We start from the raw sequence: 20721 nt of genomic DNA, 5'->3' as shown, positions 1-20721 counted from the left end.
CTGCGCCCTACTTCAGCGGCAGACCAAGCCCGCGACGGGCGATGATGTTCTTTTGCACTTCGGACGTGCCACCCCCGATCGTGTCCAGCGGCGTGGTCTGGTAGAAGTGTTCCCACACCCCGTTGTCCACCGCCCCTTCGGCATCCGAACGGAGCAATCCGGCAGGTCCGAGATGGTCGAGCACGAAATCGGTAAGCACCTGCCCCAGCCGCGTCGCGAACACCTTGTACATCGCGGCCTCAACCGCCGGCACCTGCCCCTTGGCGGCGGCATCGACCACCCGCCTCTGGAGCATCTTGGCGGTTTCCACTTCCGCGCCCAGCCGTCCGACTTGCCGTTTCACCCCGATATCGTCGGCCAGCGGGACACCGTTGCGGGTCGTGGTGCGCAGTGCGTCCAGCGCACGTTCGAATTTCTGCAGCAGCGGATTGATCGTGTAGAACGTGAAGCGTTCGAAATCGAGCGCTTCGCAAACATAGGTCCAGCCCTTGTTCAACTCGCCAACCAACGCTTCCGGGCCGATCCGGACATTGTCGAAGAACACTTCGTTGGTCCAGTGATGGCCCATGGTTTCAATCGGCCGGACAGTCAGCCCCGGATGGTCCATCGGGATCAGGAACACACTGATCCCCTTGTGCTTCGGTGCATCGGGATCGGTGCGCGCGGCGACCCAGTACCATTCGGCGAAATTGGCCGAAGTGGTCCAGACTTTCTGGCCATTGAGCACCCAGCCATCCCCATCCTTCTCCGCTTTGAGCTTCAGGCTGGCGAGATCCGATCCCGAACCCGGTTCGGAATAGCCCAGCGCAAATTCCACTTCGGCATCGAGGATCAGCGGCAGGAACCGTTGTTTCATGTCCTCGGAACCATGGCGGATAATCGTCTTGCCGATGCATCCCACGCCCTTGCCGATCAGGGGCGCGCCGCGCAGCGCCAGTTCCTCGTTCAACAGGTATTCGAATATGCCCGGAATATCCTGCCCGCCATAAGCCTCGGGCCATGACATCCCGAGGTAGCCCTGCGCCCCCATCCGTTTGCAGAACGCGCGCCGTTCGGGGCTGTTGGCCAGTTGCGAATGGGCATCACGATCCGGCGCCATGAATTCCGCTGCATCGGGGTGTTGCGCCTGCTGATCCAGAAATGCGCGCACCCCTTCGGCAAAGCGGGATTCTTCGGCAGAAAGTTTGAAATCCATATCCGTTCCTATGCGGCTTCGAGTTCGGCAAGGGCATCGGCCACCTGTTTGCGAACCTGTTCCAGTTTGGTTTCCTTGACCACCCCATAGCCTTTCACGCCTTCATAAGCGGCGGCGATTTCGGCCAATGTCGCGATATTGGCAGGCGTTGCACGGGCAAGCAGCCGATCGATCAGCGCCTCGTACTCGTGCCCCAGTTCGCGTTCCATGCGGCGATGGCGGTTGCGTCCGAAGATATCGAACGCCGTCCCGCGCAGGCCCTTCATTTTCGCGAGCACAGGATAGACGCCCCCCATCCATGCACCGAATGTGCGCTTGGTCTCCCGCCCGTCTGGTCCGCGCCGCGACAGGATCGGCGGGGCAAGGTTGTAACGAATTTTGAAATCGCCCTCGAATGTCTCGGCCAGCTTGCGCTGCAACGATCCATCGCTGAACAGCCGGGCAACTTCGTATTCATCCTTGTAATAGAGCGTCTTTGCATAGGCGCGCGCCACGGCCGGGGTCAGCACGTCGCTGCCGCCGGTGATCTGCTGTTCCGCATTGGCCACACGATGGACCAGCGCCCCGTAACGGTTGGCCAAGGCAGCACCATCGAACGCGGTCAGGAGGTCGGCCCAATCCTGTCTGATCTGGTCGAGCGTGCGGGTCTGTTCCTCTATCGGCTGGTCCGAAACCCAGCGCAGCGGCGCGTCGGGATCAACCGCGGCGATCCGCCCGAGGCGAAAAGCCGTCAGATTGAGGTCGACTGCCGCCCCGTTCAGGCGGATCGCCTGCTCCAGCGCGTCCAGCGACAGGGGGATCAGCCCCTTCTGCCACGCATGGCCGACCAGCAGCATGTTCGCACCAATCGCATCCCCCAGTTGCGCAACGGCAATCCGGGTTGCGTCGATCCCGCTCAGCGCCGCTTCGCCCACTTTCGCGGCAACCACGTCAGCCAGCCGGTCGGCACTGAAATCCAGATCGGGATTGGTCGCAAACGAGGATGTCGGCGCGACGAAGCGGTTGAACATCACCTGCGTGCGACCGCGCGCCATTTTCGAAAGGCTTTCGGCGCTGGCCGCAACCACCAGGTCGCAGCCGATCACCACATCGGCGCGCCCTTCGGGAATGCGCGCGACATGGCCAGTGGAGGCGCCATGCGTCAGCCGGATATGGCTCGTCACCGGGCCGTTGCGTTGGGCCAGACCGGAAAGGTCGAGCACGGTAACGCCCAGTCCATCGATATGGGCCGCCACGCCCAGGATCGCGCCGACAGTGACCACCCCATTGCCGCCGATCCCGGCAACCACGGTGCTGTGCGTCCCCGTAATAACGGGAAGGACCGGCAAGGGCAGTTCCACGTCCCCGGTGATCGCATCGAGCCTGCCCGGTGCTGCCTTGCGCAAGGTGCCGCCTTCGACCATAATAAAGCTGGGACACAGCCCTTTGACGCAGCTGAAATCCTTGTTGCAGACCGACTGGTTGATCCGCCGTTTGCGACCGAATGCGGTTTCTTCCGGTTCGATGGCGACACAATTGGACTGGATGCCGCAATCGCCGCATCCTTCACAGACATCGCTGTGAATGAACATACGTTTGTCGACATCCGCGACCTTGCCGCGTTTGCGCAGGCGGCGGCGTTCCGTCGCACAGGCCTGATCGTAAATGATCCCGGTAACGCCCGGAATATCGCGCATCATGCGCTGCACGTCGTCCAGTGTATCGCGCTGATGGAACGTCACCCCCGGCGGAAAATCGGCCGGATCGTGGCGTGATGGATCGTCGGCCACAACCGCGATCTTCTTCACACCTTCAGCGTGCAACTGTGCGGCGACATGCGGCGCGGATACGCTGCCATCGAAGGATTCTCCCTCGATCGGCTGGCCGCCGGTCATCGCGATCGCACCGTTCAGCAGGATTTTGTAAGTGATATTGACGCCCGAGGTGACACAGGCGCGGATCGCCAGCAGGCCCGAATGGAAATAGGTGCCATCTCCCAGATTCTGGAAGATATGATCCGTTTCCACGAACGGCGCCTGGCCGATCCACGCCGCGCCTTCGCCGCCCATATGATAGAGCGTGATCGTATGCCGATCGGGCAACCATGTCGCGAGACCATGGCATCCGATGCCGCCCATAGCGACAGAACCATCCGGCACGCGGGTCGATGTGTTGTGCGGGCATCCGGCGCAAAAACTGGGCATGCGTACCAGCCCGGCGGCTGCGGCAGTCACTTCGGCGGCGGCCACTTCGGGTTCGTTGCTGGCCAGTGCCCGCTGCAATTCCTCGCCCGGATTGTGCGCCAGCAATCGGCTGCGCAGGGCCTGCATCACGCTGGCAGGGGCCAGTTCGCCAACCTGCGACAGCAGCGGCGCACCGGACAGATCGCGTTTGCCCGTCAGTACCGGGCGGCGATCCGCAGGCAGGTTATAGAGGATATGCGCCAGTTGTTCCTCGATGACCGGGCGCTTTTCCTCGATCACCAGCAGTTCGTCGCAGCCATCGGCAAAGGCCTTGATCCCTTCGGGTTCGACCGGCCAGCTCATCCCCACCTTGTAGACGCCGATCCCGGCCGCTTCGGCGCGGGCCGGATCGAGCCCCAGTGCGTCGAGCGCCTCCAGCACGTCGAGCGTGGCCTTGCCCGTGGTGACAATGCCGAGACGCCGCCGTCCGCGCCCGCCCAGAATGACCTTGTCGATGCCGTTGGCGCGCGCGAAGGCCTTCGCCGCGTCCAGCCGGTGATCCATCTGCCGGGCTTCGGCCATGATCGGCAGAACGCCGAGCTGGATATTGAGGCCACCGGGCGGAAGCGCATAATCATCGGGCACGCGGAACTGCAGCCGCGCCATCGAAATATCCACGCGCGACGACGATTCAATCGTATCGGTAATGCATTTGAAGCCGACCCATGCGCCGGAATAACGCGACATCGCCAGACCGGCGAGACCGAGGTCGAGGAAATCCTGGATATGCGCCGGATTGAACACCGGCATGCCAAAATGGATCAGGGCATGATCGCTCTGGTGCGCAACGGTGGACGAACGGGCCGCGTGGTCATCGCCGCACAGCACCAGCACGCCGCCGTTCTTCGCCGCCCCTGCGAAACTGCCATGCTTGAGCGGGTCGCCCGACCGGTCGACCCCCGGCCCCTTGCCGTACCACAGGGCAAAAACGCCGTCGTACTTCGCCTTGCCGATCAATCCGGTCTGCTGCGTGCCCCAGACGGCGGTGGCCGCCAGATCCTCGTTCACGCCGGGTTGAAAGCGGATGTTATGCTCGTCGAGAAATGTGCGCGCCTGCCACAGGGCGAGATCGTAGATACCCAGCGGCGATCCACGATAGCCGGATATGAACCCGGCGGTGTTCAACCCAGCCGCCCGATCCCGCATCGCCTGCATCATCGGCAACCGCACCAGCGCCTGATTACCCGTCAGGTACACGTGGCCGCTGGTCGCGCGATATTTATCGTCGAGAGAAAACGTCATGCGGCGGCCGTTTCCATCAGTTCGACAGTCACACCCTGACCGTCCTGTATCTGCGCCGCCCGCACACCCGGACGGATTTCACGCGGTTCGACCGGGATCGGATACCCCGCAGCACGGGCCGCAGCGATCACCGTATCAAGATTGGCAATCGCCAACGTAAGGTACCGTAGGCCCGTTTCCGCATCGAAAGCGCCCTTGTCTGCCTTGCGCTGCACCTCGGCATCGGGGATGCACAGACGCAGGATCGCATCGCCCACTTTCAGGCGGACTATCGTCAATCCCGGAAAGCTCACTTCGCCTTCGACCGGGAAACCGAGCAACCCGTTCCAGAATGCCAGACCCGCTGCGCGATCGTTGGTCACGATCCCGACATCGATATGCGGCAGTGTCAGTTGTGCAGCCATTACGCCCTCCGTCCCGTTTCCTCGATGCTTTCCGCCGTAAGGCCACGGTGGCCCCAGATATCGCCCGGCCCGCGATAGGTCGGGGTCCAGTCCGGCCCGACGGTCATCGCGCCCCAGCCGATTTCCACTTCCACACCCGAAGGCGATTCCACGTAGAAAGACAGAATCCGGTCATTCGAATGGCGCCCCAGCGAAGCGGTGATCTTGCACCCCGCATCCATAACTCGGTCATAAGCCTGCCCCACCATGTCCAGTTCGGTCAGTTCGAACATCACATGGTGTACCCCGTCGAACGGGGCGACTTTCATGATCCCGACTGTGTGGTGGCGCGGGTTGACGTGGAAGAAATTCACCGTCTGATCCGGTCCGACATGGTAATAGTCAGTCAGCCGGAACCCGAGCAGGCGCGTATAGAAATCTGCGCTGGCTTCATAATTGCTGGCGAACAGATTGATGTGCCCCATGCCCAGCGCGCCCGTAACAAACTGCATGCCGCGCGCATTGCGATATCCGGTCGTCACCAGCGGGCCATAAAACAGTTCGACCGCATGGCCGCCCGGATCGGTAACAAAGCCGATCCCGGTCACCGCCCGCGCCGCACATTCTGCGGCATCACCCCGCCGCGCGGCAAATCCGGCGGCGTTCAGTTCCGCCAGAGCCGTATCCAGCTGCACCGGACCGGCCACCTCCAGCCCAAGATAGCGCAACCCCGGGGCATCGGCGGGATGCACAGCAAGGCGCCATGACCACTCATCGACGCGGAAATAGGCAGCACCATCCGCCCCCCGCCCGTCGGCACCGGCTCCGGGCACATAGGCATCCCCGCCCGGCGCACGCCCCGGATCAAACCCCAGCACATCACACGCGAAGGCGATCCATGCATCCGGATCCGGAACATCGAGCCCGACATAGCCCAGACCGAGAATTTCCATGCACCTCTCCCAAAAAACGCACTTTCGATACTATTGGTACTGTTATTAGGAGTCAAGAGACCCGGCCAGCAGATTGTGCCATGAACACAGGGCTGGACAGACAGAAATTTTATAGGTACCGACAGTTTCGTTAATGGCAACTCCGGCGCGCAACCGGATGGGAGAAGAGCGGGATGGACCTCAGCATATCGGAAGAGCAGGACGCGCTGCAGCGCTCCGTGCGGGCGTTATGCGACGACCGCTTTCCTACTTCCGCTGTCAGGGCATGCGAACAGAATCCCGCCGCGGTTTCCGCCATCTACGACGATCTGTTCGCCATGGGCCTTGGCGGTATCCTGATCGACGAGAATGCGGGCGGTTTGTCGCTGGGCCTGACCGAAATGGTTGTGACGCAAATGGAACTGGGCCGCGCGCTGGTGCCCATGCTGTTTGCCGAAAGCACGGTTCTGGCCTCGGGGATATTGGCCCACAGCAACGATGCGGCTGTCCGGGCCCTTCTCCCGCAGCTCGCATCGGGTGAAAAACGCGCCTCCTGCGCATGGCAGGAACAGGGGCGCCCGCTGCCGGATAACGCACGGGCCACACAGCTTTCGGACGGGGGCACGCTTGACGGCACCAAAGTGCTGGTGGCCGATGCTGATATGGTCGATTATCTGATCGTGCTGGCCAGCGACACGGCGGGGCAGAACGCATGGTGCCTTGTCGCACGCGATGCCGCGGGGATCGAGCGCGTCGATCTGCCCAATATGGCCGATCTTTCCATGGCCAACGTCACTTTCGTCCAGACACCGGTACTGGCGACTATCGCAAGGGGTGATGCGGCCACGGCGGCGTGGGAACAGGCGCAAACCGCCATGAAAATCGCCATCGCCGCGCAGGCTGTCGGCGGCGCGGAAAAGGCGCTGGAGATCACCCGCGACTATGCCTGCACACGCCAGCAGTTCGGCCAACCGATCGGCGCATTCCAGTCGATTGCGCATTATCTGGCCGATGCCGCCGTCAATGTCGAAGGCGCACGCATGCTCGTCTATCGCGCGGCGGCGGCCACCGATTATGGCGAACCGGCCAAGACATGGGCCGATCTTGCCAAGATGAAAGCCTGTCAGGTCTATCGCGATGTTTCCGCGCTTGCCATCCAGATCCATGGCGGGATCGGCTTCACGCTGGAGGCGGACCCGCAGCTTTACTACCGCCGGGCAAAGCACTTGCAACTCATGTACGGCGATCCGCTGGACCTGCAGGAACGCGCAGGCGAGGCGCTGATTTCCGGCACGCACAAGGTTTTGGAAGCATGAGCACAGCACTTCTCGAAGGCCGTCCCGCCATTGTCACCGGCGCTGCTGGGGGCATCGGCAGAGGGCATGTGCTGCATCTCGCCGCCGCCGGGGCGCCCGTGGTGATCAACGACATCAATGGCGAAGCCGCCGCCGCATTGGCCGACGAAGTGACCGCGGCGGGTGGCACGGCATTGGTATCGACGCACAACATCGGCACGCGCGAAGGCGCCGAAGCGCTGGTAGAAGCCTGCCGGGCCGCGTTCGGAAGCGTGCGGATTCTCGTCAACAACGCGGGCAACCTGCGCGACAAGACCTTGCTGAAAATGACGGATGACGATCTCGATGCCATCCTGACGGTCCATGTCAAAGGGACCTTCTGGTGCACGCAGGCTGCGGCCCGGTCGATGGTTGCGCAGGGTTCCGGCGGCGCGATCATCAACACGACCTCTGGTGGGCACTTCGGCAGCTTCGGGCAAACCGCCTATTCCGCCGCCAAAGGGGCCATCGCATCGATGACCTACACTTGGGCGCTGGAACTGGCCCGTTACGGCATTCGGGTGAATGCCATCGGCCCGCTGGGCACCACGGCCATGTCGAAAACCTATCGCGATGCCGACGGCAAGCCCGGTCAGGACTTCGACCCGTCACGGAACGGACCCGCCGTGGTCTATCTCTGCAGCGATGAAGCCGCCAACGTCTCGGGCCAGATATTCGGCACGGGCGGCGAACGCCTGTCGCACATGGTGCAGCCGCATTACGGCAAGACTCTGGTCCAGCCGGGCGGGTGGGATGTGGAAAGCATCCGCCGCCATTTCCAGACGCAGATGCCCGGACAATTCGGCGCGTTCGGCATTCTCGGCAAACCCTACCCCTTCCACGGCGGGGTCTATCCGCCTTCCACGCAGGAGGGTTGAGATGACGGGTATTGTCGACTGGGGTGCCTATATCGCCGTCCACCGCCTGCCTGTCGCGCTGCTTGCCAACCGCAAGGTGGAAGGCGGGCCCGAACGCGCGATCGCCTGGGCCGATGAAGACAGCGTGACCATGGCGGTGGACGCCGCGCGCAATTGCCTGAAAGATCGCGCGCGCGATACGATTGACCTGCTAATCTTCGCCAGCACCACCCATGCTTTCGCGGAAAAGCAAGGGGCGGCGCTGATCGCAACGGTGCTGGGTCTGCCCAAAGAGGTCCGCACAGCCGATATTGGCCATTCGCTGCGTGGCGGGGCACAGGCCCTGCTTCTGGCTGACGATGCCGTCCGTTCGGGCCGTGCGCGCCAGGCGCTGGTCGTGATCGCCGACAGCCGTATGGGTGCGTCGGGTTCCGAACTGGAACGTAGCGGCGGCGACGCCGCCGTCGCTTTCCTGATTGGCAGCGACGGGGTCGTCGCCCGTTTAACGGGACATGCGTCTCATGCAGAGGAAATCGTCGACACATGGCGCCGTGCGGGCGATCGTTTCACCCATAGCTGGGAAGATCGCTTCACCACCCAATACGGCTTTCTCGAACCCTCTGCGGCAGTGGCCGCAAAACTGCCTGACGTCGCCGATGGTACAAGCCGTCTCTGGGCAACCAGCGCCCCCAACAGGCGCGCGCAGGGCAGCCTCGGCAAAGCGTTGAAAGCAGAGCCCGCAACCCTTGCCCCCGGCCTGTTTGATACGGTGGGCTATTGCGGGGCCGCCCATGCGCCATTGCTGCTCGCCGCCGCGCTCGATAATGCCGATATGGGGCAGGAAATCGCTCTGATCGCGCATGGTGATGGCGCGGAAGCGCTACTGTTCACTGTCGATCACCCGCGCGCCTCGCGCGCGGTGGCCGATGCGCTGGCCGATCGTATCCCTGTCGCTTCGCTGGCGGCCTATCGCCGCGCGCGCAAACTGGATGCGACGGAATATCCCGCAGCCGACGATCAGGGCATTTCCGCCACGATCCATTTTCGCGAACGGGCAGAAGACCTGCGCCTTCAGGGCCAGCGGTGCCGTTGCGGCGAACCGCAATTCCCCAAACAACGGGTGTGCATCCGCTGCGGCACGAAAGACGCCTTCGCACCCGAGGATTTTGCCGAACGCGGCGCATCGCTGGTGACCTATACGCTCGATGCGTTCTTCCCGTCGCCCACGCCGCCCACCGCTGTCGGCATCGTGCAGGTCGATAACGGCCCGCGCATCTACATGCAGGTGGCAGGCCTGTCCAAAGAGGGCCCACAACCGGGCATGCCGCTGCGTTTCGCGTTCCGCCGCATTCACGATGCCGGACAGCGGCCCAATTATTTCTGGAAAGCACTGCCGGAAAGGAACGCGCGATGAGCCTGAAGGACAAGGCCGCGATTGTCGGCGTGGGTTGTTCCCATTTTATGGAAAACTGGACCGGCAGCGCCGAAGACATGATCGTCGATGCGGCCTTCGAAGCCTATGCCGACGCCGGGATCGAGGATGCCAACCGCCAGATCGACGCGATTTACTGCGGATCGCTTTATTCCGCGATGGGCCCGGTGGACGTTTCCGAAGCGCTCAAACTCTACAAGCCGCTGACATCGGTCTACAATTACTGCGCCACCGGGACAGAAGTCGTCCGTGCGGCGATCATGGCGGTGGCCGCCGGTGTCTATGACACGGTTCTGGCGGTAGGTTACGACAAGCCGAAGGATCGTGGGGTATCCGGCCCGCCTGTCACCTTCCGTGGGGTTCGCGATATTCCCGCCACGCCCGCCGGGTGGTTCGCGCTGGCTGCCGCACCCTATTTCGCGAAGTTTGGTGCGAGCCGCGAAGATTTGGCACAAATTGCAGTAAAAAATCACCATAACGGTACACTGGCGCCAAAATCGTTTCTGAAGAAGGAAATCACGGTGGAGGACGTCCTGTCCGCCCGCATGATTTCCTGGCCCTTTGGCCTTTACGATTGCGCCGCGCAGACCGATGGGGCGGCCGCCGTCATCGTTACCCGCGCAGATCTTGCCCGCAATCACCCGAAACAGCCGGTGCTGGTCAAGGCGATCACTTCGCACTGTTCACCCAATCCGCATACCGATCCCGATCACGATTTTCTGCGCTGGAAAGCGACGGAAAGCGCCGCGCGCGATGCCTATCGCATGGCCGGGATCGACGATCCTTTCCGCCAGATCGACGTGGCGCAATTGCATGACTGCTTCACGCTGACAGAACTGCTGTCCTACGAAGATCTCGGGTTCATCCCCAAGGGTGCGGCGAAGGAACATATCGCCAGCGGCACGTTTGCGCTGGGTGGGGAATTGCCGGTCAACACCGATGGCGGCCTGAAAAGTTTCGGCCATCCCACCGGGGCCACCGGCGCGCGCATGATCGTGGAGAATGTCCTGCAATTGCGGGGTGAAGCCGGGGCCCGGCAGGTTTCGAATGCGAAGCTTGCCCTCAGCCACAATATCGGCGGCTACCCCACGGGCTGCGCCGTCAGCATTCTGGGGGTGGAATGAGCAAGCCGTACGAAACGCTGGATATCACGATTGCCGATCATATCGCGGTGCTCACGCTCTCGCGCGAGGAACGGCGCAATGCCATTTCCAGCCGGATGAACGTCGAACTGCCCCGCGCCTGGCGGCAGTTGGAAGAAGACCCCACAGTGCGCGTGATCGTGGTGACGGGCGCCGGGAGCAAGGCCTTCTGTACCGGCGCCGATCTGGGCGATCTGCCGAAAACCGAAGACCCCGAATTTGCGAAGCAACTGGCCTCCATCGGCTGGACCGGGCGGCAGAACGGCGTGACCAAGCCGGTGATCGCCGCGATCAACGGGCTGGCAGTGGGGGCCGGTCTGCATTTCGCGGCCGATTGCGATATCGTACTGGCCGCCGATCATGCGCAATTCATCGACAGTCATGTTGCCGTGGGCCTGATCGCCGCGCTGGAACCGATTGGCCTCGCCCGTCGGATGCCTCTGGGCGCCGTGATGAAACTGGCGCTGACCGGCGGTGACGAACGCCTTTCCGCGCAGGAGGCATGGCGGCTGGGCATGGTTGACGAAATCATGCCGCTGGACGCGCTGATGCCCCGCGCGATGCAACTGGCGGCCAGCATTGCCCGCCATTCGCCCACCGCGGTCGCCCGCACCCGCGCGGCGATCTGGGCATCGAAGGAACTGCCGCTGGGCGAAGCGCTGGAGCATGGCTGGCGCTATATCCTCGCCCAGAACGATCACCCGGATATCAGCGAAGGTGTCGCCGCGTTTCTCGAAAAACGCCCTGCCCGGTGGCGGGATCGCGAAGCGGGAGACCTTGATTGAGCTACGGCACGCTGATCTCGTCCCGCCATGGCGCGGTGGCGCTGATCGAACTGGTCAGCGAAGACGGCATGAATTGCTATACCCCGGAAATGGGGGAAGATCTCGTTGCGGCGCTGCGCGCAGCCGCAGCCGACGATGCCGTGGCCGCGATTGTGCTGACCGGATCGGGCCGGGCTTTTTGCGCAGGCGCGCATCGCGGCGTGTTGGCCGGCGAAATCGGCGCCTCGGGCCTCACGATCGGGCAGGAACATTTCATTGCCGGTTTTGCGCCGGAATTCGCGGCTATCCCGAAACTGACCATTGCCGCCTTTAATGGGGCGGCGGCGGGCATCGGCGTGACGATGAGCCTGCTGTGCGATCTGCGCCTATCCGTGCCGGGGGCTAAACTGCGGCTCAATTTCGCAGAACTGGGTATCATGCCGGGTCTCGGATCAACGAAAACACTGGTCGATATCGTTGGTCTGCCCGCTGCCAAGAAACTGCTGCTGTGCGACAGGACCATTCTGGCTGAAGACGCGGCGGCCATCGGGCTGGTCGATGACGTCGTCGCCGCCGATACCCTGCTCGAACGGGCGCTGGCGCTGGGAGAGGCCGCCGCCAAGGGGCAGCGGGAGGTTGCGGCTGCGATCAAGGCCGCGCTCAACGCCGGTCGCGATGGCGATATCGCTGATGCCCTGCGGCGCGAGGCGGATGCCGCCGCCAGCCTGAGACAATCCGCCAAGGCGCAAGCGATCCGCTACGACGATTACGATGCGTTCGCGAAAATCGAGGCAATAGGCTTCATCCCCTGGGGTGAGGCGATCCCGGTCGGGCGTGAAACGGTGCAGCGCTTTCTCGAGGTGACCGGCGCGCCGGGGGATGGCGCGATTATTCCCGGTGTGATGCTGCAGGCGATGCTGCCCAAACTCGTGCCCGGCCATGGCTGGTCGGTCACGGGGCATAGTGGGGCCGTCAATCTCGGCAGCCCGACAATCCGGTTTCCCGTGCCCGCCCCCGCCGATGCCATGCTGCGCGGCCGCAGCCGCCTGTCTGCTGCAAAACCGCATCCCAAAGGGACGCTGATCGCCATGGATTTCGAACTGCGCGAGGATGGCGTGGACCAGCCGTGCCTGCAGTCGACGATTGAACTCCTCTATCTCGGGACACGGGCGTGAACATCGGCGGCAAAGTCGCCATCGCCGGGATCGGGCAAACCCGTTTCGGCCGGGGGCTGGACGAGTCCGAGCGTGAACTGGCCTGCATGGCGATTGATATGGCGCTGCGCGATGCGGGCGTGGCCCCTTCCGAAATCGACGGGGTCAGCAGCTACACCATGGAAGCCACGCCCGATTTCGAGATCGTCCGCAATCTCGGTCTCGGTCCGCTGCACTATTTCTCGCAGGCGCCGCATGGCGGCGGGGCGGGCCCTGCTGCCGTGGGGCACGCCGCGATGGCGGTGGCCACCGGGCAATGCCGCGCCGCAGTGGTGTGGCGCGCGCGCAAACGCTCGGGCGCTGGCAGCCGCGTCTGGGCGCAGTCTTCGCCGGTACTGGACGATCACTGGAAATGGTCGCGGCCGTCGGGGCTGCTGCGCCCGGTCGATGAAGTGGCGGTGATCGCGCGGCGTTATGCCCACGAATATGGCGATATTGCCCCCGCGCTTGCCGAAATCGCCGTGACCTTGCGCCACTATGCCTGCGCGAACCCAGCCGCGATGATGCATGGCAAACCGATCGACGAAGCGGCCTACTATGGCTCGCGCATGGTGGCCGATCCCTTGCGCCTGTTCGACAACTGCCTGGAAAGCGATGGCGCGGTGGCGCTGGTCCTGCTCCCGGCGGAGCGTGCCCGCGATGCCGCACAGCCCGCCGTCCTGATCGAAGCTTTCGCACAAGGGCTGGTACCCGGGCATCAGTCGATGGCCGATTTCCATCGTGCGGATGCGCTGACCACGTCCAGCCATGTGACGGCACAACACCTGTGGCGGCAGACAGATTTTACGCCCTCCGATGTCGATGTGGCGCAGATCTATGACGCGTTTTCGCCGCTGATCCTGTTTTCGCTCGAAGCCTATGGCTTCGTTCCGCGTGGCGAGGCAGCCCGCTTTATCCGCGATGGCGGGCTGCGGGCCAGCGGTGCGCTGCCGACCAATACGGCGGGTGGCAGCTTGTCGGAAGCCTATCTGCATGGCCTCAATCTGGTGACGGAAGCGGTCAGGCAGTTGCGCGGCACGGCCACCACCCAGATCGCCGATGCCCGGCTGGCGCTGGTGACCGGCTGCGACGCCACACCCAACGGCGCCTTGTTGCTGAGGACCGGCACATGATTGACGGCATCCCCCTCCCCGCGCGCGATGGCCCGTTTGAAGGCCCATTCTGGGACGCGCTGGATCACGGCACACTGGCGCATCAGCACTGCCCGGCGTGCGATGCATGGCACTTCCCACCCCGCTGGCGCTGCAGCTGTGGCGGCGCACTGGCCTGGCGCCCGGTATCGGGCAAGGCGCGGCTGTGGTCATGGACCGTGGTCCATCCCCCCGTGCTGCCCGCCTTCATGCCGTTCGCGCCCTATCCTGTGGCGATTGCCGAACTGGAAGAAGCTCCGGGCCTGCGCATGGCCGGCCCCCTGATCGAACAGCCGGGCGATCCGTTGAACCATGTCGATCCCGCACGGCTCTCCATCGGCATGCCGCTCATGGCATGCGTGACCCCTATCGCCCCGGGCCTGAACTGGCCTGCATGGCAAATATCTGCCGCTCTTCCCGGAGACTGACCTTGGCTGCCGCTTACGACCCCTTCTCAACCGACGCGATGCGCGATCCGCACCCGATCTACAAGGAACTCCGGGCCGAAGGTTGCCCCCATTTCGTCAAGGAACGCCGTGCCTGGGCGCTGACGCTGTTCGACGATCTGAAAAAGGCCAGCCTGTGCAACAGGTGGCTCGACTTTTCAGCCGGGCAGACCCCCGCGCAACTCATGCTGGGCGAACCCGTACCGCATACGTTCATGACCATGAACGTGCCCGACAACCGCAAATGGCGCGGACTGCTCGAACCCTTTTACGGTGCCGGTGCGGTGAAGCGGGAAACCCCGCGCTTGCAGGCCATCATCGCCGATGAACTCGCCCCGCTGCGCCAACAGGACAGGTTCGATGTGTACCACGCCTTCGCCAATCAGGTGATGTGCATCAACGCGGGCTACAATCTCGGCGTGTCCCGCGAGATGGCGATACAGGCGCGCAACCTGATCGACCGCATGATCCTCAACCGTGTTCCGGGCCAGGTCGGGGCCTCCACGCCCGACAGCCAGCAGGCCGCGGGCGAACTGATGCACCTGCTGATGCAACACGTGGCGGCGATGCGCGCTGATCCCGATGCGGGCGGCCCACAAGGCAAAGTCCTGCGCGATGCGGTCATCGATGGGGCCAGATTGTCGGATGAGGATCTGCTGTTCTACCTGTTCAGCTTGCTGGTTGTGGGGTCCGAAACCACGCCGATGGCCGTGGCCGGGACGATGTACTATCTCGCGCAGAACCCCGAACAGAAGGCCATGGTGCTGGCCAATCACGACCTGCTGGGTGCGGCGTTCCGCGAAACCCTGCGGTTCGACCAGCCCACCAATATGCTCGCCCGTCGTGCGGCGATGGATTTCGATCTCAATGGCGCGCAGATCAAGTCGGGCGACAATCTGTTGTTCATCTACGCGTCGGCCAACCGCGATGCCGATCGTTTCGACAATCCTGACCGGTTCGATATCACGCGCGAAAACAGCAGCGACCTGAGCTTCGGCATGGGCGCGCATTTCTGCCTGGGGGCATCATTGGCGCTAACCGCCGGGGACCTGATGCTGCGCGCGATATTCGCACAGATCGACGATTACGAGGTGATCGAGGAGGAATGTGAGCGCGCTTTTGGCGAACATCTCAACGGCTTCATCAGGATGGTGATCAGGCCGCGCTGGAAGTAGCCTTCCCGACCGCTTTCAGCCCCGCCACGATCACGCGCACCATCACAAGGAAATCCTCACGCCGGAAATTGGCCGGTTCGAAAAACGAGCGCTGCAACATGGGTCCGACAATCAGTTCATGCGCGATGTCCGGCGGGGTCGTGGCGGGCAATTCCCCACGCGTGATGGCGCGCCGGATCATCGCGATGCCGGATTCCCGGCGCCGCTGCACCACTTCGTTCAGACGTTCGGCCAATGTCGGATTATGCATCGCCTCGCTCACCAGTGCGGGCAAGACGCTGGACAACGGGGTCGTACGGAGAAACCCGTAATACTGGTCGATATAGGCGATGATCTCGGACTCGATATCGCCGGTTTCGACCGGTTCGATCAGCGGCAGCAGATCGAATGCCGCAATCGCCAGTTCTTCCTTCGTTGCCCACCGGCGATAGATCGTCGCCTTGCTGACCTTGGCACGGGCAACAACCGCATCGACTGTCAGACCGGCAAAACCCAGTTCACCCAGCAAAGCCAGCGTTTCCGTCAGAATGACCTTTTCCCGGCTGGCATCGCGCGGTCGGCCCGGGGACCGCCGCGGATTGGCTGCAGCCTTCAGTTCATTCGCCAATTCACCCCCCTTTGCATGGTACCTGATCCGATACGCCTGAATGCCTGACCGCATGGGTTAGGCAGGGCATCGGGCAACAACAAGCCATCGTGATACTGCGTTCTTACCCACTTTCGGGCGCGCCGCATTTTACGGTAACAATTGTACTGTAAATATCGCGACACGCAATCCGAAAACTGTGACGTGGTCCTGTCATGCGCGCCTGTCTGATTCACCGCCATCCAACGATAGCAGCCAAAATGCGCTTTAGCAGCCATGAAGCGCCAGACCATGGGTACTACCCGTTGCGCATCCCCTTGTCTTGTTCAAGCAGCCGTTGCGACAATAGCATGCAACGGGCAGAAAACGGATCATGACAGCAAGCGATTTCGACTACATCATTGTCGGTGCGGGCGTTGCCGGGTGCATTCTCGCCAATCGACTGTCTGCCGATCCGCAGAACAGGGTGCTGCTGCTGGAAGCCGGGGGCAAGGATTCCAGCCCGTTGATCACCGCCCCGGGCGGTTTGCTGCCCATCATGATGTCCGGCAGCCACGCGTGGCGTTACATGTCCGCCCCGCAGAAACATCTCGATGATCGCGTGCTGTACCTGCCCCGGGGCAAAGTCCTGGGTGGCGGTTCGTCGATCAACGGCATGACATATGATCGCGGCATGCACAGCGATTATGATCGCTGGGCACAGGCCGGAAATGCGGGCTGGTCCTTTGCGGAAGTGCTGCCCTATTTCCGCAAGCTCGAAAACTACAGCCCTCATGACGATATCTGGCATGGCCAGGGTGGGCCGATACAAGTCACCCGCGCGGATCAGGACCATCCTTTCGCCAAGGCCTTTATCGATGCCGGGCAAGAGGCGGGATACCCTTATAACCCGGACTTGAACGGCGCATCGCGCGAAGGGTTTGGCGCTGTCGACCTGACGGTTGGCGGCGGCAAGCGATCAAGCGCATCGTCCGCCTATCTCCGCCCAGCGATGAACCGGCCCAACCTGACAGTGATGACCGAAGCGCAGACCCGCAGGATCGTGTTCGAGGGCGCGCGAGCAACGGGCATCGTCTATCGCTGCAAGGGGGAAGATCGCACGGCGCACGCCACGCGTGAGGTAATCCTGAGCGCAGGCGCGCTCAACACACCGCAATTGCTGATGCTGTCCGGCGTCGGCCCGGCCGCGCATCTGGCCGAACACGGGATCGCGCTGGTCCACGATATGCCCGGCGTTGGTCAGAACCTGCAGGACCATCTCGCCGTCCACGTGAAGTATAAGGCAACCAAGCCACTCTCGATGCTGCGCTATCTTAACCCTCTGCGCGGGGCGGTGGCGTTGGGGCAATACCTGCTTTTCCGCAAAGGGCCCCTGTCGCAAACGGGGATGTCCGTCGCCTGTTTCGTGAAGTCCGATCCTGCGCTGGACGAACCCGACATCAAGATGCTCCTGATCATGGCGCTCGTGGGCAGCAACGGGAGCAAACTGGTACCGATGCATGGCTTCTATGCCCATGCCAATGTCGCCCGGCCGGATGCACGCGGCACGGTCACCCTCGCCAGCGCCGATCCGGATGTGCCGCCGGTGATCGACCAGAACTATCTCGGCACGGAAAGCGACCGGCGCGTTGCCCGTGCTTCTGTCAGGGCGGCGCGGGCGATATTCAGTCAGCCCGCATTCGACGATTTTCGTGGTGAGGAACTCGCTCCGGGCCCTTCCGTTCAAACGGACGAGGAAATCGATGCCTATATTCGGGCGAAGGCCGAGGCCGATTACCATTCGGTCGGCACGGCACGGATGGGCAGCGCGGGCGATCCGATGGCCGTGGTCGATGCCCAGTTGCGGGTGCACGGGATGACAGGACTACGCGTGGTGGATGCCTCGATCATGCCGCACCTGCCGGGTGCGAACACCGGCATCCCGGTGGCGATGATCGCGGAAAAGGCTGCGGACATGATCCTTGGCAACCCGCCGCTTGCCCCCGCGGACATTCCCCGCAGCGCCTGATCCGGCGCAGACAAAAGAAAAGCTCCGCCGGGCTATCCCGACGGAGCTTTTTCATAAGCCGTAATCCCGGCCTTTCCGAAAGGGGCCGTAGCCCCTCTGCCAGACAGATCTATTCGTTGCCGCCTGTCATATCGCGCGCCGCGATATAACCGAAGGTCATCGCCGGGCCCAAGGTAACCCCGGCCCCCGGGTAGCTTTCCCCCATTGCCGAAGCCGCATTGTTGCCCACGGCATAAAGACCCTGGATCGGCTGGCCATTATCGCCGATCACTTGCGCCTTGGCATTGGTCAGCAAGCCGCCGTTCGTGCCGATATCGCCGGGATAGACCGGCATGGCATAGAACGGTGCATCGGTCAGCGGGCGCAGGCACGGGTTCGGCTGGTTGCGCTGATCACCATACATCTTGTCGTAGGCCGCCTCACCCCGATGGAAATCGGGATCTTCACCCTTGGCGGCATGTTCGTTGAAATGCGCGATAGTGGCCGACAGACGCGTGGGATCGACGCCCATTTGCTCTGCCAGTTCTTCAATCGTCTTCGCCTTTTTGAGCACCAGCTTGACATCGCCGCGCTGCGCCCAATCCGGAATCAACGGATAAAGCGGCCCCATCGGGAACTGGTGGCGATAGCGGTAATCGAAGACCATCCAACTCGGGCTGGCATCGCCATGCTCATGCTCCCGCTTGGCCATAAGCTGGCCGGTGACATGATAGGATGCGGCTTCGTTCAGATAACGCTCGCCCTTCTGGTTGACCATGATGCACCCCGGCAATGCCCGTTCGATGGTGCACAGCCGCCCGCGATCTTCACCCGGAATATAGAACACCGGCGCCGCCCAGGTTGACTGCATGTTCATGGTCTTCGCGCCGATCGCCTGGCCGGCGCGAATGGAATCGCCGGTATTGCTGGTCACGCCACCCGAAATCTTCGCCGTGGGATAGAGCGGGGCATTTTCATCGCGCATCGCCTGATTGCGATCGAACCCGCCTGCCGCCAGCACCACACCCTTGCGCACCCCGATCCGCATCGGCTTGCCGTTGTGCGTAATCACGGCCCCTGTAACCTTGTCGCCATCGCGCACCAGTTCGGTCAGCGGGCTTTCCAGCCACAGCGGGACATTGCGCTCGTTCAACGCCAGCCGCAATCCGCCGGTGAGCGAATTGCCCAGCGTCAGACGCCGGTCTTTGCCCGACGTGAAACGAAACGGCAGATCAAGCCAGTAGCGGGCCATATTGATCGTCAGGTGCGTGAACCAGCCCTTCGACCGGTACAGCAGTTCATTCGTTTCCGCGAACGTCCACTGCAGGAAGCCGAACAGGCTGGCGGCCGGTGACGGGAAACGCTGGGTGCGGATATCCGCGCCCAGTTGCTTGCCGTCGAATGTCCGCGGCAGATGGGTACGGAAACCCCTTGTCGAGCCACCCGGATTTTCCGCGTGATAATCGGGATAGGGCACAGCATCATACTGGACCTGCGTGTTATCCGTAACCCAACGCAGCATGGGTGCGGCATTATCGACATAGGCCTGAATGTTCGCATCGGGGACGTTATCCGCCGAGAGCGCGCGCAGGTACGTGAAGGCCTCGTCGAGATTGTCTTCGAACCCGGCGGCACGTGCCAGATCGCTGCCGGGAATCCAGATACCGCCGCCAGAGGTAGCCGACGTACCGCCCCACAGCTTGTCCTTCTCGACGATCAACACATCGGCGTTGTTCTTGGAGGCCACCAACGCGGTGAGCAGGCCACCCGCACCAGAGCCCACGACGAGAACATCTACCTCTTTATCCCAATTTTGGCTCATTGCGGTCAGTCCACTGTAAAAAATTGAGGGGCCTTACGCTCGACAATCGCCTGATTGCGGTTCGAGAATGTCGGCTCCAGTGCTTCGGGCTGCGGGAAAATCCAGTATTCCCCGCGTTCAATGGCATCCAGCACAAGCGGGGCGAACTGGTCGCCGGTCATGCCGTTCTGTTCAAGCATATCGATCATCGTGTTGTGAAAACCTTCCGCCTGCTGGCCCGGGGTATCACGAAAAATGCCCGATTTAACCGGGCCCGGTGCTAGCAGCGACACGGCGATCTTGGAACCCAGCATGGCGAGTTCGCCTGCAAGGCTTTCCGTCAGGGCCACCGTTGCGAACTTCGTTGCCGAATAGGGCGCCATCAGGGGTGAAGGCAGGAAACCGCCAACCGAGGCGGTGTTGATAATCCGGGCTGGGCGATCCGCGGCCAGCAGCCGCGGAACGAAGGCCCGCAGGCCATTGAGAATACCGTCGACATTGACGGCCCAGGATTGCTGCCACTTCTCCACCGGGATTTCCCAGCTGTTGCCCGTGGCCAGAACCCCGGCATTGTTGAACAGCAGATCGACCTGCCCGTGGGCCTTGTATGCCTTGTCCGCCAAGGCTTCGAGTGAGGCCGGATCGGTAACGTCGGTTTGCACGGCATAGGCGGCATTGCCAATTCCGCGCGCAACCTCCTGCAGGGCCGCTTCATCACGATCGGCCAGGACCACTTGCATGCCCCGGCGCGCGGCCTCGCGCGCGAGTCCTGCACCGATTCCGCCTGCGGCCCCCGTAATAACGGCGACTGTCATTCCAAACACTCCTTCCAATGGGAGATAAAACGGCAGAAAAACGCCGCCTCCGGCGAAGGCCCGT

Annotated in this window: 17 protein-coding genes; 10 read left to right on the top strand and 7 right to left on the bottom strand. The window is 62.8% G+C overall.

The genetic code is table 11. The annotated features are described in order from the left end of the window. Positions 1-7: 7 nt before the first annotated feature. The 4 genes from EGO55_RS13585 to EGO55_RS13570 are packed head-to-tail and all read right to left on the bottom strand — an operon-like array spanning position 8 to position 5995. Positions 8-1195 (bottom strand): acyl-CoA dehydrogenase family protein, encoded by a 1188-nt coding sequence (locus tag EGO55_RS13585; protein ID WP_021690450.1) that lies wholly within the window; start codon positions 1193-1195, stop codon positions 8-10. 8 nt (positions 1196-1203) lie between these two features. Beyond that, on the bottom strand, positions 1204-4659 hold the full coding sequence (locus EGO55_RS13580) for an indolepyruvate ferredoxin oxidoreductase family protein (protein WP_021690449.1): 3456 nt from the start codon (positions 4657-4659) through the stop codon (positions 1204-1206). Further along, complete coding sequence (locus tag EGO55_RS13575; RefSeq protein WP_021690448.1) at positions 4656-5063, bottom strand: VOC family protein; 408 nt, start codon at positions 5061-5063, stop codon at positions 4656-4658. The genes EGO55_RS13580 and EGO55_RS13575 overlap by 4 nt, the downstream gene beginning before the upstream one ends. Further along, complete coding sequence (locus EGO55_RS13570; protein WP_021690447.1) at positions 5063-5995, bottom strand: VOC family protein; 933 nt, start codon at positions 5993-5995, stop codon at positions 5063-5065. The genes EGO55_RS13575 and EGO55_RS13570 overlap by 1 nt, the downstream gene beginning before the upstream one ends. 173 nt (positions 5996-6168) lie before the next feature. Here EGO55_RS13570 and EGO55_RS13565 point away from each other — a divergent pair, with 173 nt between their 5' ends. From EGO55_RS13565 to EGO55_RS13525, 9 genes are read left to right on the top strand one after another with little or no spacing between them, the layout of a single operon-like run. Next, the gene (locus EGO55_RS13565) at positions 6169-7290 is read left to right on the top strand and encodes an acyl-CoA dehydrogenase family protein (protein WP_021690446.1); all 1122 of its coding nucleotides are present in this window, start codon (positions 6169-6171) and stop codon (positions 7288-7290) included. Beyond that, entirely contained in the window at positions 7287-8186 is a 900-nt protein-coding gene (locus EGO55_RS13560) for an SDR family NAD(P)-dependent oxidoreductase (protein ID WP_021690445.1), read from the top strand. The genes EGO55_RS13565 and EGO55_RS13560 overlap by 4 nt, the downstream gene beginning before the upstream one ends. A 1-nt stretch (position 8187) precedes the next feature. After that, positions 8188-9579 (top strand): zinc ribbon domain-containing protein, encoded by a 1392-nt coding sequence (locus EGO55_RS13555; protein ID WP_021690444.1) that lies wholly within the window; start codon positions 8188-8190, stop codon positions 9577-9579. Then, entirely contained in the window at positions 9576-10721 is a 1146-nt protein-coding gene (locus tag EGO55_RS13550) for an acetyl-CoA acetyltransferase (RefSeq protein ID WP_021690443.1), read from the top strand. Before EGO55_RS13555 ends, EGO55_RS13550 begins: the two co-directional genes overlap by 4 nt. After that, positions 10718-11524: an enoyl-CoA hydratase/isomerase family protein gene (locus tag EGO55_RS13545; RefSeq protein WP_021690442.1), complete on the top strand. Its 807-nt coding sequence runs from the start codon at positions 10718-10720 to the stop codon at positions 11522-11524. Before EGO55_RS13550 ends, EGO55_RS13545 begins: the two co-directional genes overlap by 4 nt. Further along, the gene (locus EGO55_RS13540; protein WP_021690441.1) at positions 11521-12678 is read left to right on the top strand and encodes an enoyl-CoA hydratase-related protein; all 1158 of its coding nucleotides are present in this window, start codon (positions 11521-11523) and stop codon (positions 12676-12678) included. Before EGO55_RS13545 ends, EGO55_RS13540 begins: the two co-directional genes overlap by 4 nt. Then, a complete protein-coding gene (locus EGO55_RS13535; RefSeq protein ID WP_021690440.1) occupies positions 12675-13829 on the top strand; it encodes a thiolase C-terminal domain-containing protein in 1155 nt (384 codons plus the stop codon). The genes EGO55_RS13540 and EGO55_RS13535 overlap by 4 nt, the downstream gene beginning before the upstream one ends. Beyond that, positions 13826-14275, top strand: coding sequence for a Zn-ribbon domain-containing OB-fold protein (locus EGO55_RS13530; protein ID WP_021690439.1), 450 nt, complete (start codon positions 13826-13828; stop codon positions 14273-14275). The genes EGO55_RS13535 and EGO55_RS13530 overlap by 4 nt, the downstream gene beginning before the upstream one ends. Positions 14276-14277: 2 nt before the next feature. Beyond that, a complete protein-coding gene (locus EGO55_RS13525) occupies positions 14278-15468 on the top strand; it encodes a cytochrome P450 (protein WP_021690438.1) in 1191 nt (396 codons plus the stop codon). Here EGO55_RS13525 and EGO55_RS13520 read toward each other — a convergent pair. After that, positions 15449-16075 (bottom strand): TetR/AcrR family transcriptional regulator, encoded by a 627-nt coding sequence (locus EGO55_RS13520; RefSeq protein ID WP_021690437.1) that lies wholly within the window; start codon positions 16073-16075, stop codon positions 15449-15451. The genes EGO55_RS13525 and EGO55_RS13520 overlap by 20 nt on opposite strands. 352 nt (positions 16076-16427) lie before the next feature. On the opposite strand from EGO55_RS13520, the gene EGO55_RS13515 reads away from it, so the two are divergent. Then, positions 16428-18062 carry a choline dehydrogenase gene (locus EGO55_RS13515; RefSeq protein ID WP_021690436.1) on the top strand — a complete coding sequence of 545 codons (1635 nt, stop codon included), beginning with the start codon at positions 16428-16430 and terminating at the stop codon, positions 18060-18062. Between the two features lie 109 nt (positions 18063-18171). Here EGO55_RS13515 and EGO55_RS13510 read toward each other — a convergent pair whose 3' ends face one another. Beyond that, a complete protein-coding gene (locus EGO55_RS13510) occupies positions 18172-19863 on the bottom strand; it encodes an FAD-dependent oxidoreductase (protein WP_021690435.1) in 1692 nt (563 codons plus the stop codon). Positions 19864-19868: 5 nt separating this feature from the next. After that, the gene (locus EGO55_RS13505) at positions 19869-20657 is read right to left on the bottom strand and encodes an SDR family NAD(P)-dependent oxidoreductase (protein ID WP_021690434.1); all 789 of its coding nucleotides are present in this window, start codon (positions 20655-20657) and stop codon (positions 19869-19871) included. Between the last annotated feature and the right edge of the window lie 64 nt (positions 20658-20721).

Source organism: Caenibius tardaugens NBRC 16725 (genome assembly GCF_003860345.1).
Classification (GTDB): Bacteria; Pseudomonadota; Alphaproteobacteria; order Sphingomonadales; family Sphingomonadaceae; genus Caenibius; species Caenibius tardaugens.
This window is presented reverse-complemented; position numbering and strand designations above follow the sequence as displayed.

What these genes read in the sequence shown, in the direction of transcription:
- EGO55_RS13565 (WP_021690446.1), top strand. Translation starts at nt 6,169, where the DNA reads ATGGACCTCAGCATATCGGAAGAGCAGGACGCGCTGCAGCGCTCCGTG.
- EGO55_RS13580 (WP_021690449.1), bottom strand. Translation starts at nt 4,659, where the DNA reads ATGACGTTTTCTCTCGACGATAAATATCGCGCGACCAGCGGCCACGTG.
- EGO55_RS13555 (WP_021690444.1), top strand. Translation starts at nt 8,188, where the DNA reads ATGACGGGTATTGTCGACTGGGGTGCCTATATCGCCGTCCACCGCCTG.
- EGO55_RS13505 (WP_021690434.1), bottom strand. Translation starts at nt 20,657, where the DNA reads ATGACAGTCGCCGTTATTACGGGGGCCGCAGGCGGAATCGGTGCAGGA.
- EGO55_RS13575 (WP_021690448.1), bottom strand. Translation starts at nt 5,063, where the DNA reads ATGGCTGCACAACTGACACTGCCGCATATCGATGTCGGGATCGTGACC.
- EGO55_RS13510 (WP_021690435.1), bottom strand. Translation starts at nt 19,863, where the DNA reads ATGAGCCAAAATTGGGATAAAGAGGTAGATGTTCTCGTCGTGGGCTCT.
- EGO55_RS13545 (WP_021690442.1), top strand. Translation starts at nt 10,718, where the DNA reads ATGAGCAAGCCGTACGAAACGCTGGATATCACGATTGCCGATCATATC.
- EGO55_RS13560 (WP_021690445.1), top strand. Translation starts at nt 7,287, where the DNA reads ATGAGCACAGCACTTCTCGAAGGCCGTCCCGCCATTGTCACCGGCGCT.
- EGO55_RS13515 (WP_021690436.1), top strand. Translation starts at nt 16,428, where the DNA reads ATGACAGCAAGCGATTTCGACTACATCATTGTCGGTGCGGGCGTTGCC.
- EGO55_RS13550 (WP_021690443.1), top strand. Translation starts at nt 9,576, where the DNA reads ATGAGCCTGAAGGACAAGGCCGCGATTGTCGGCGTGGGTTGTTCCCAT.
- EGO55_RS13585 (WP_021690450.1), bottom strand. Translation starts at nt 1,195, where the DNA reads ATGGATTTCAAACTTTCTGCCGAAGAATCCCGCTTTGCCGAAGGGGTG.
- EGO55_RS13530 (WP_021690439.1), top strand. Translation starts at nt 13,826, where the DNA reads ATGATTGACGGCATCCCCCTCCCCGCGCGCGATGGCCCGTTTGAAGGC.
- EGO55_RS13570 (WP_021690447.1), bottom strand. Translation starts at nt 5,995, where the DNA reads ATGGAAATTCTCGGTCTGGGCTATGTCGGGCTCGATGTTCCGGATCCG.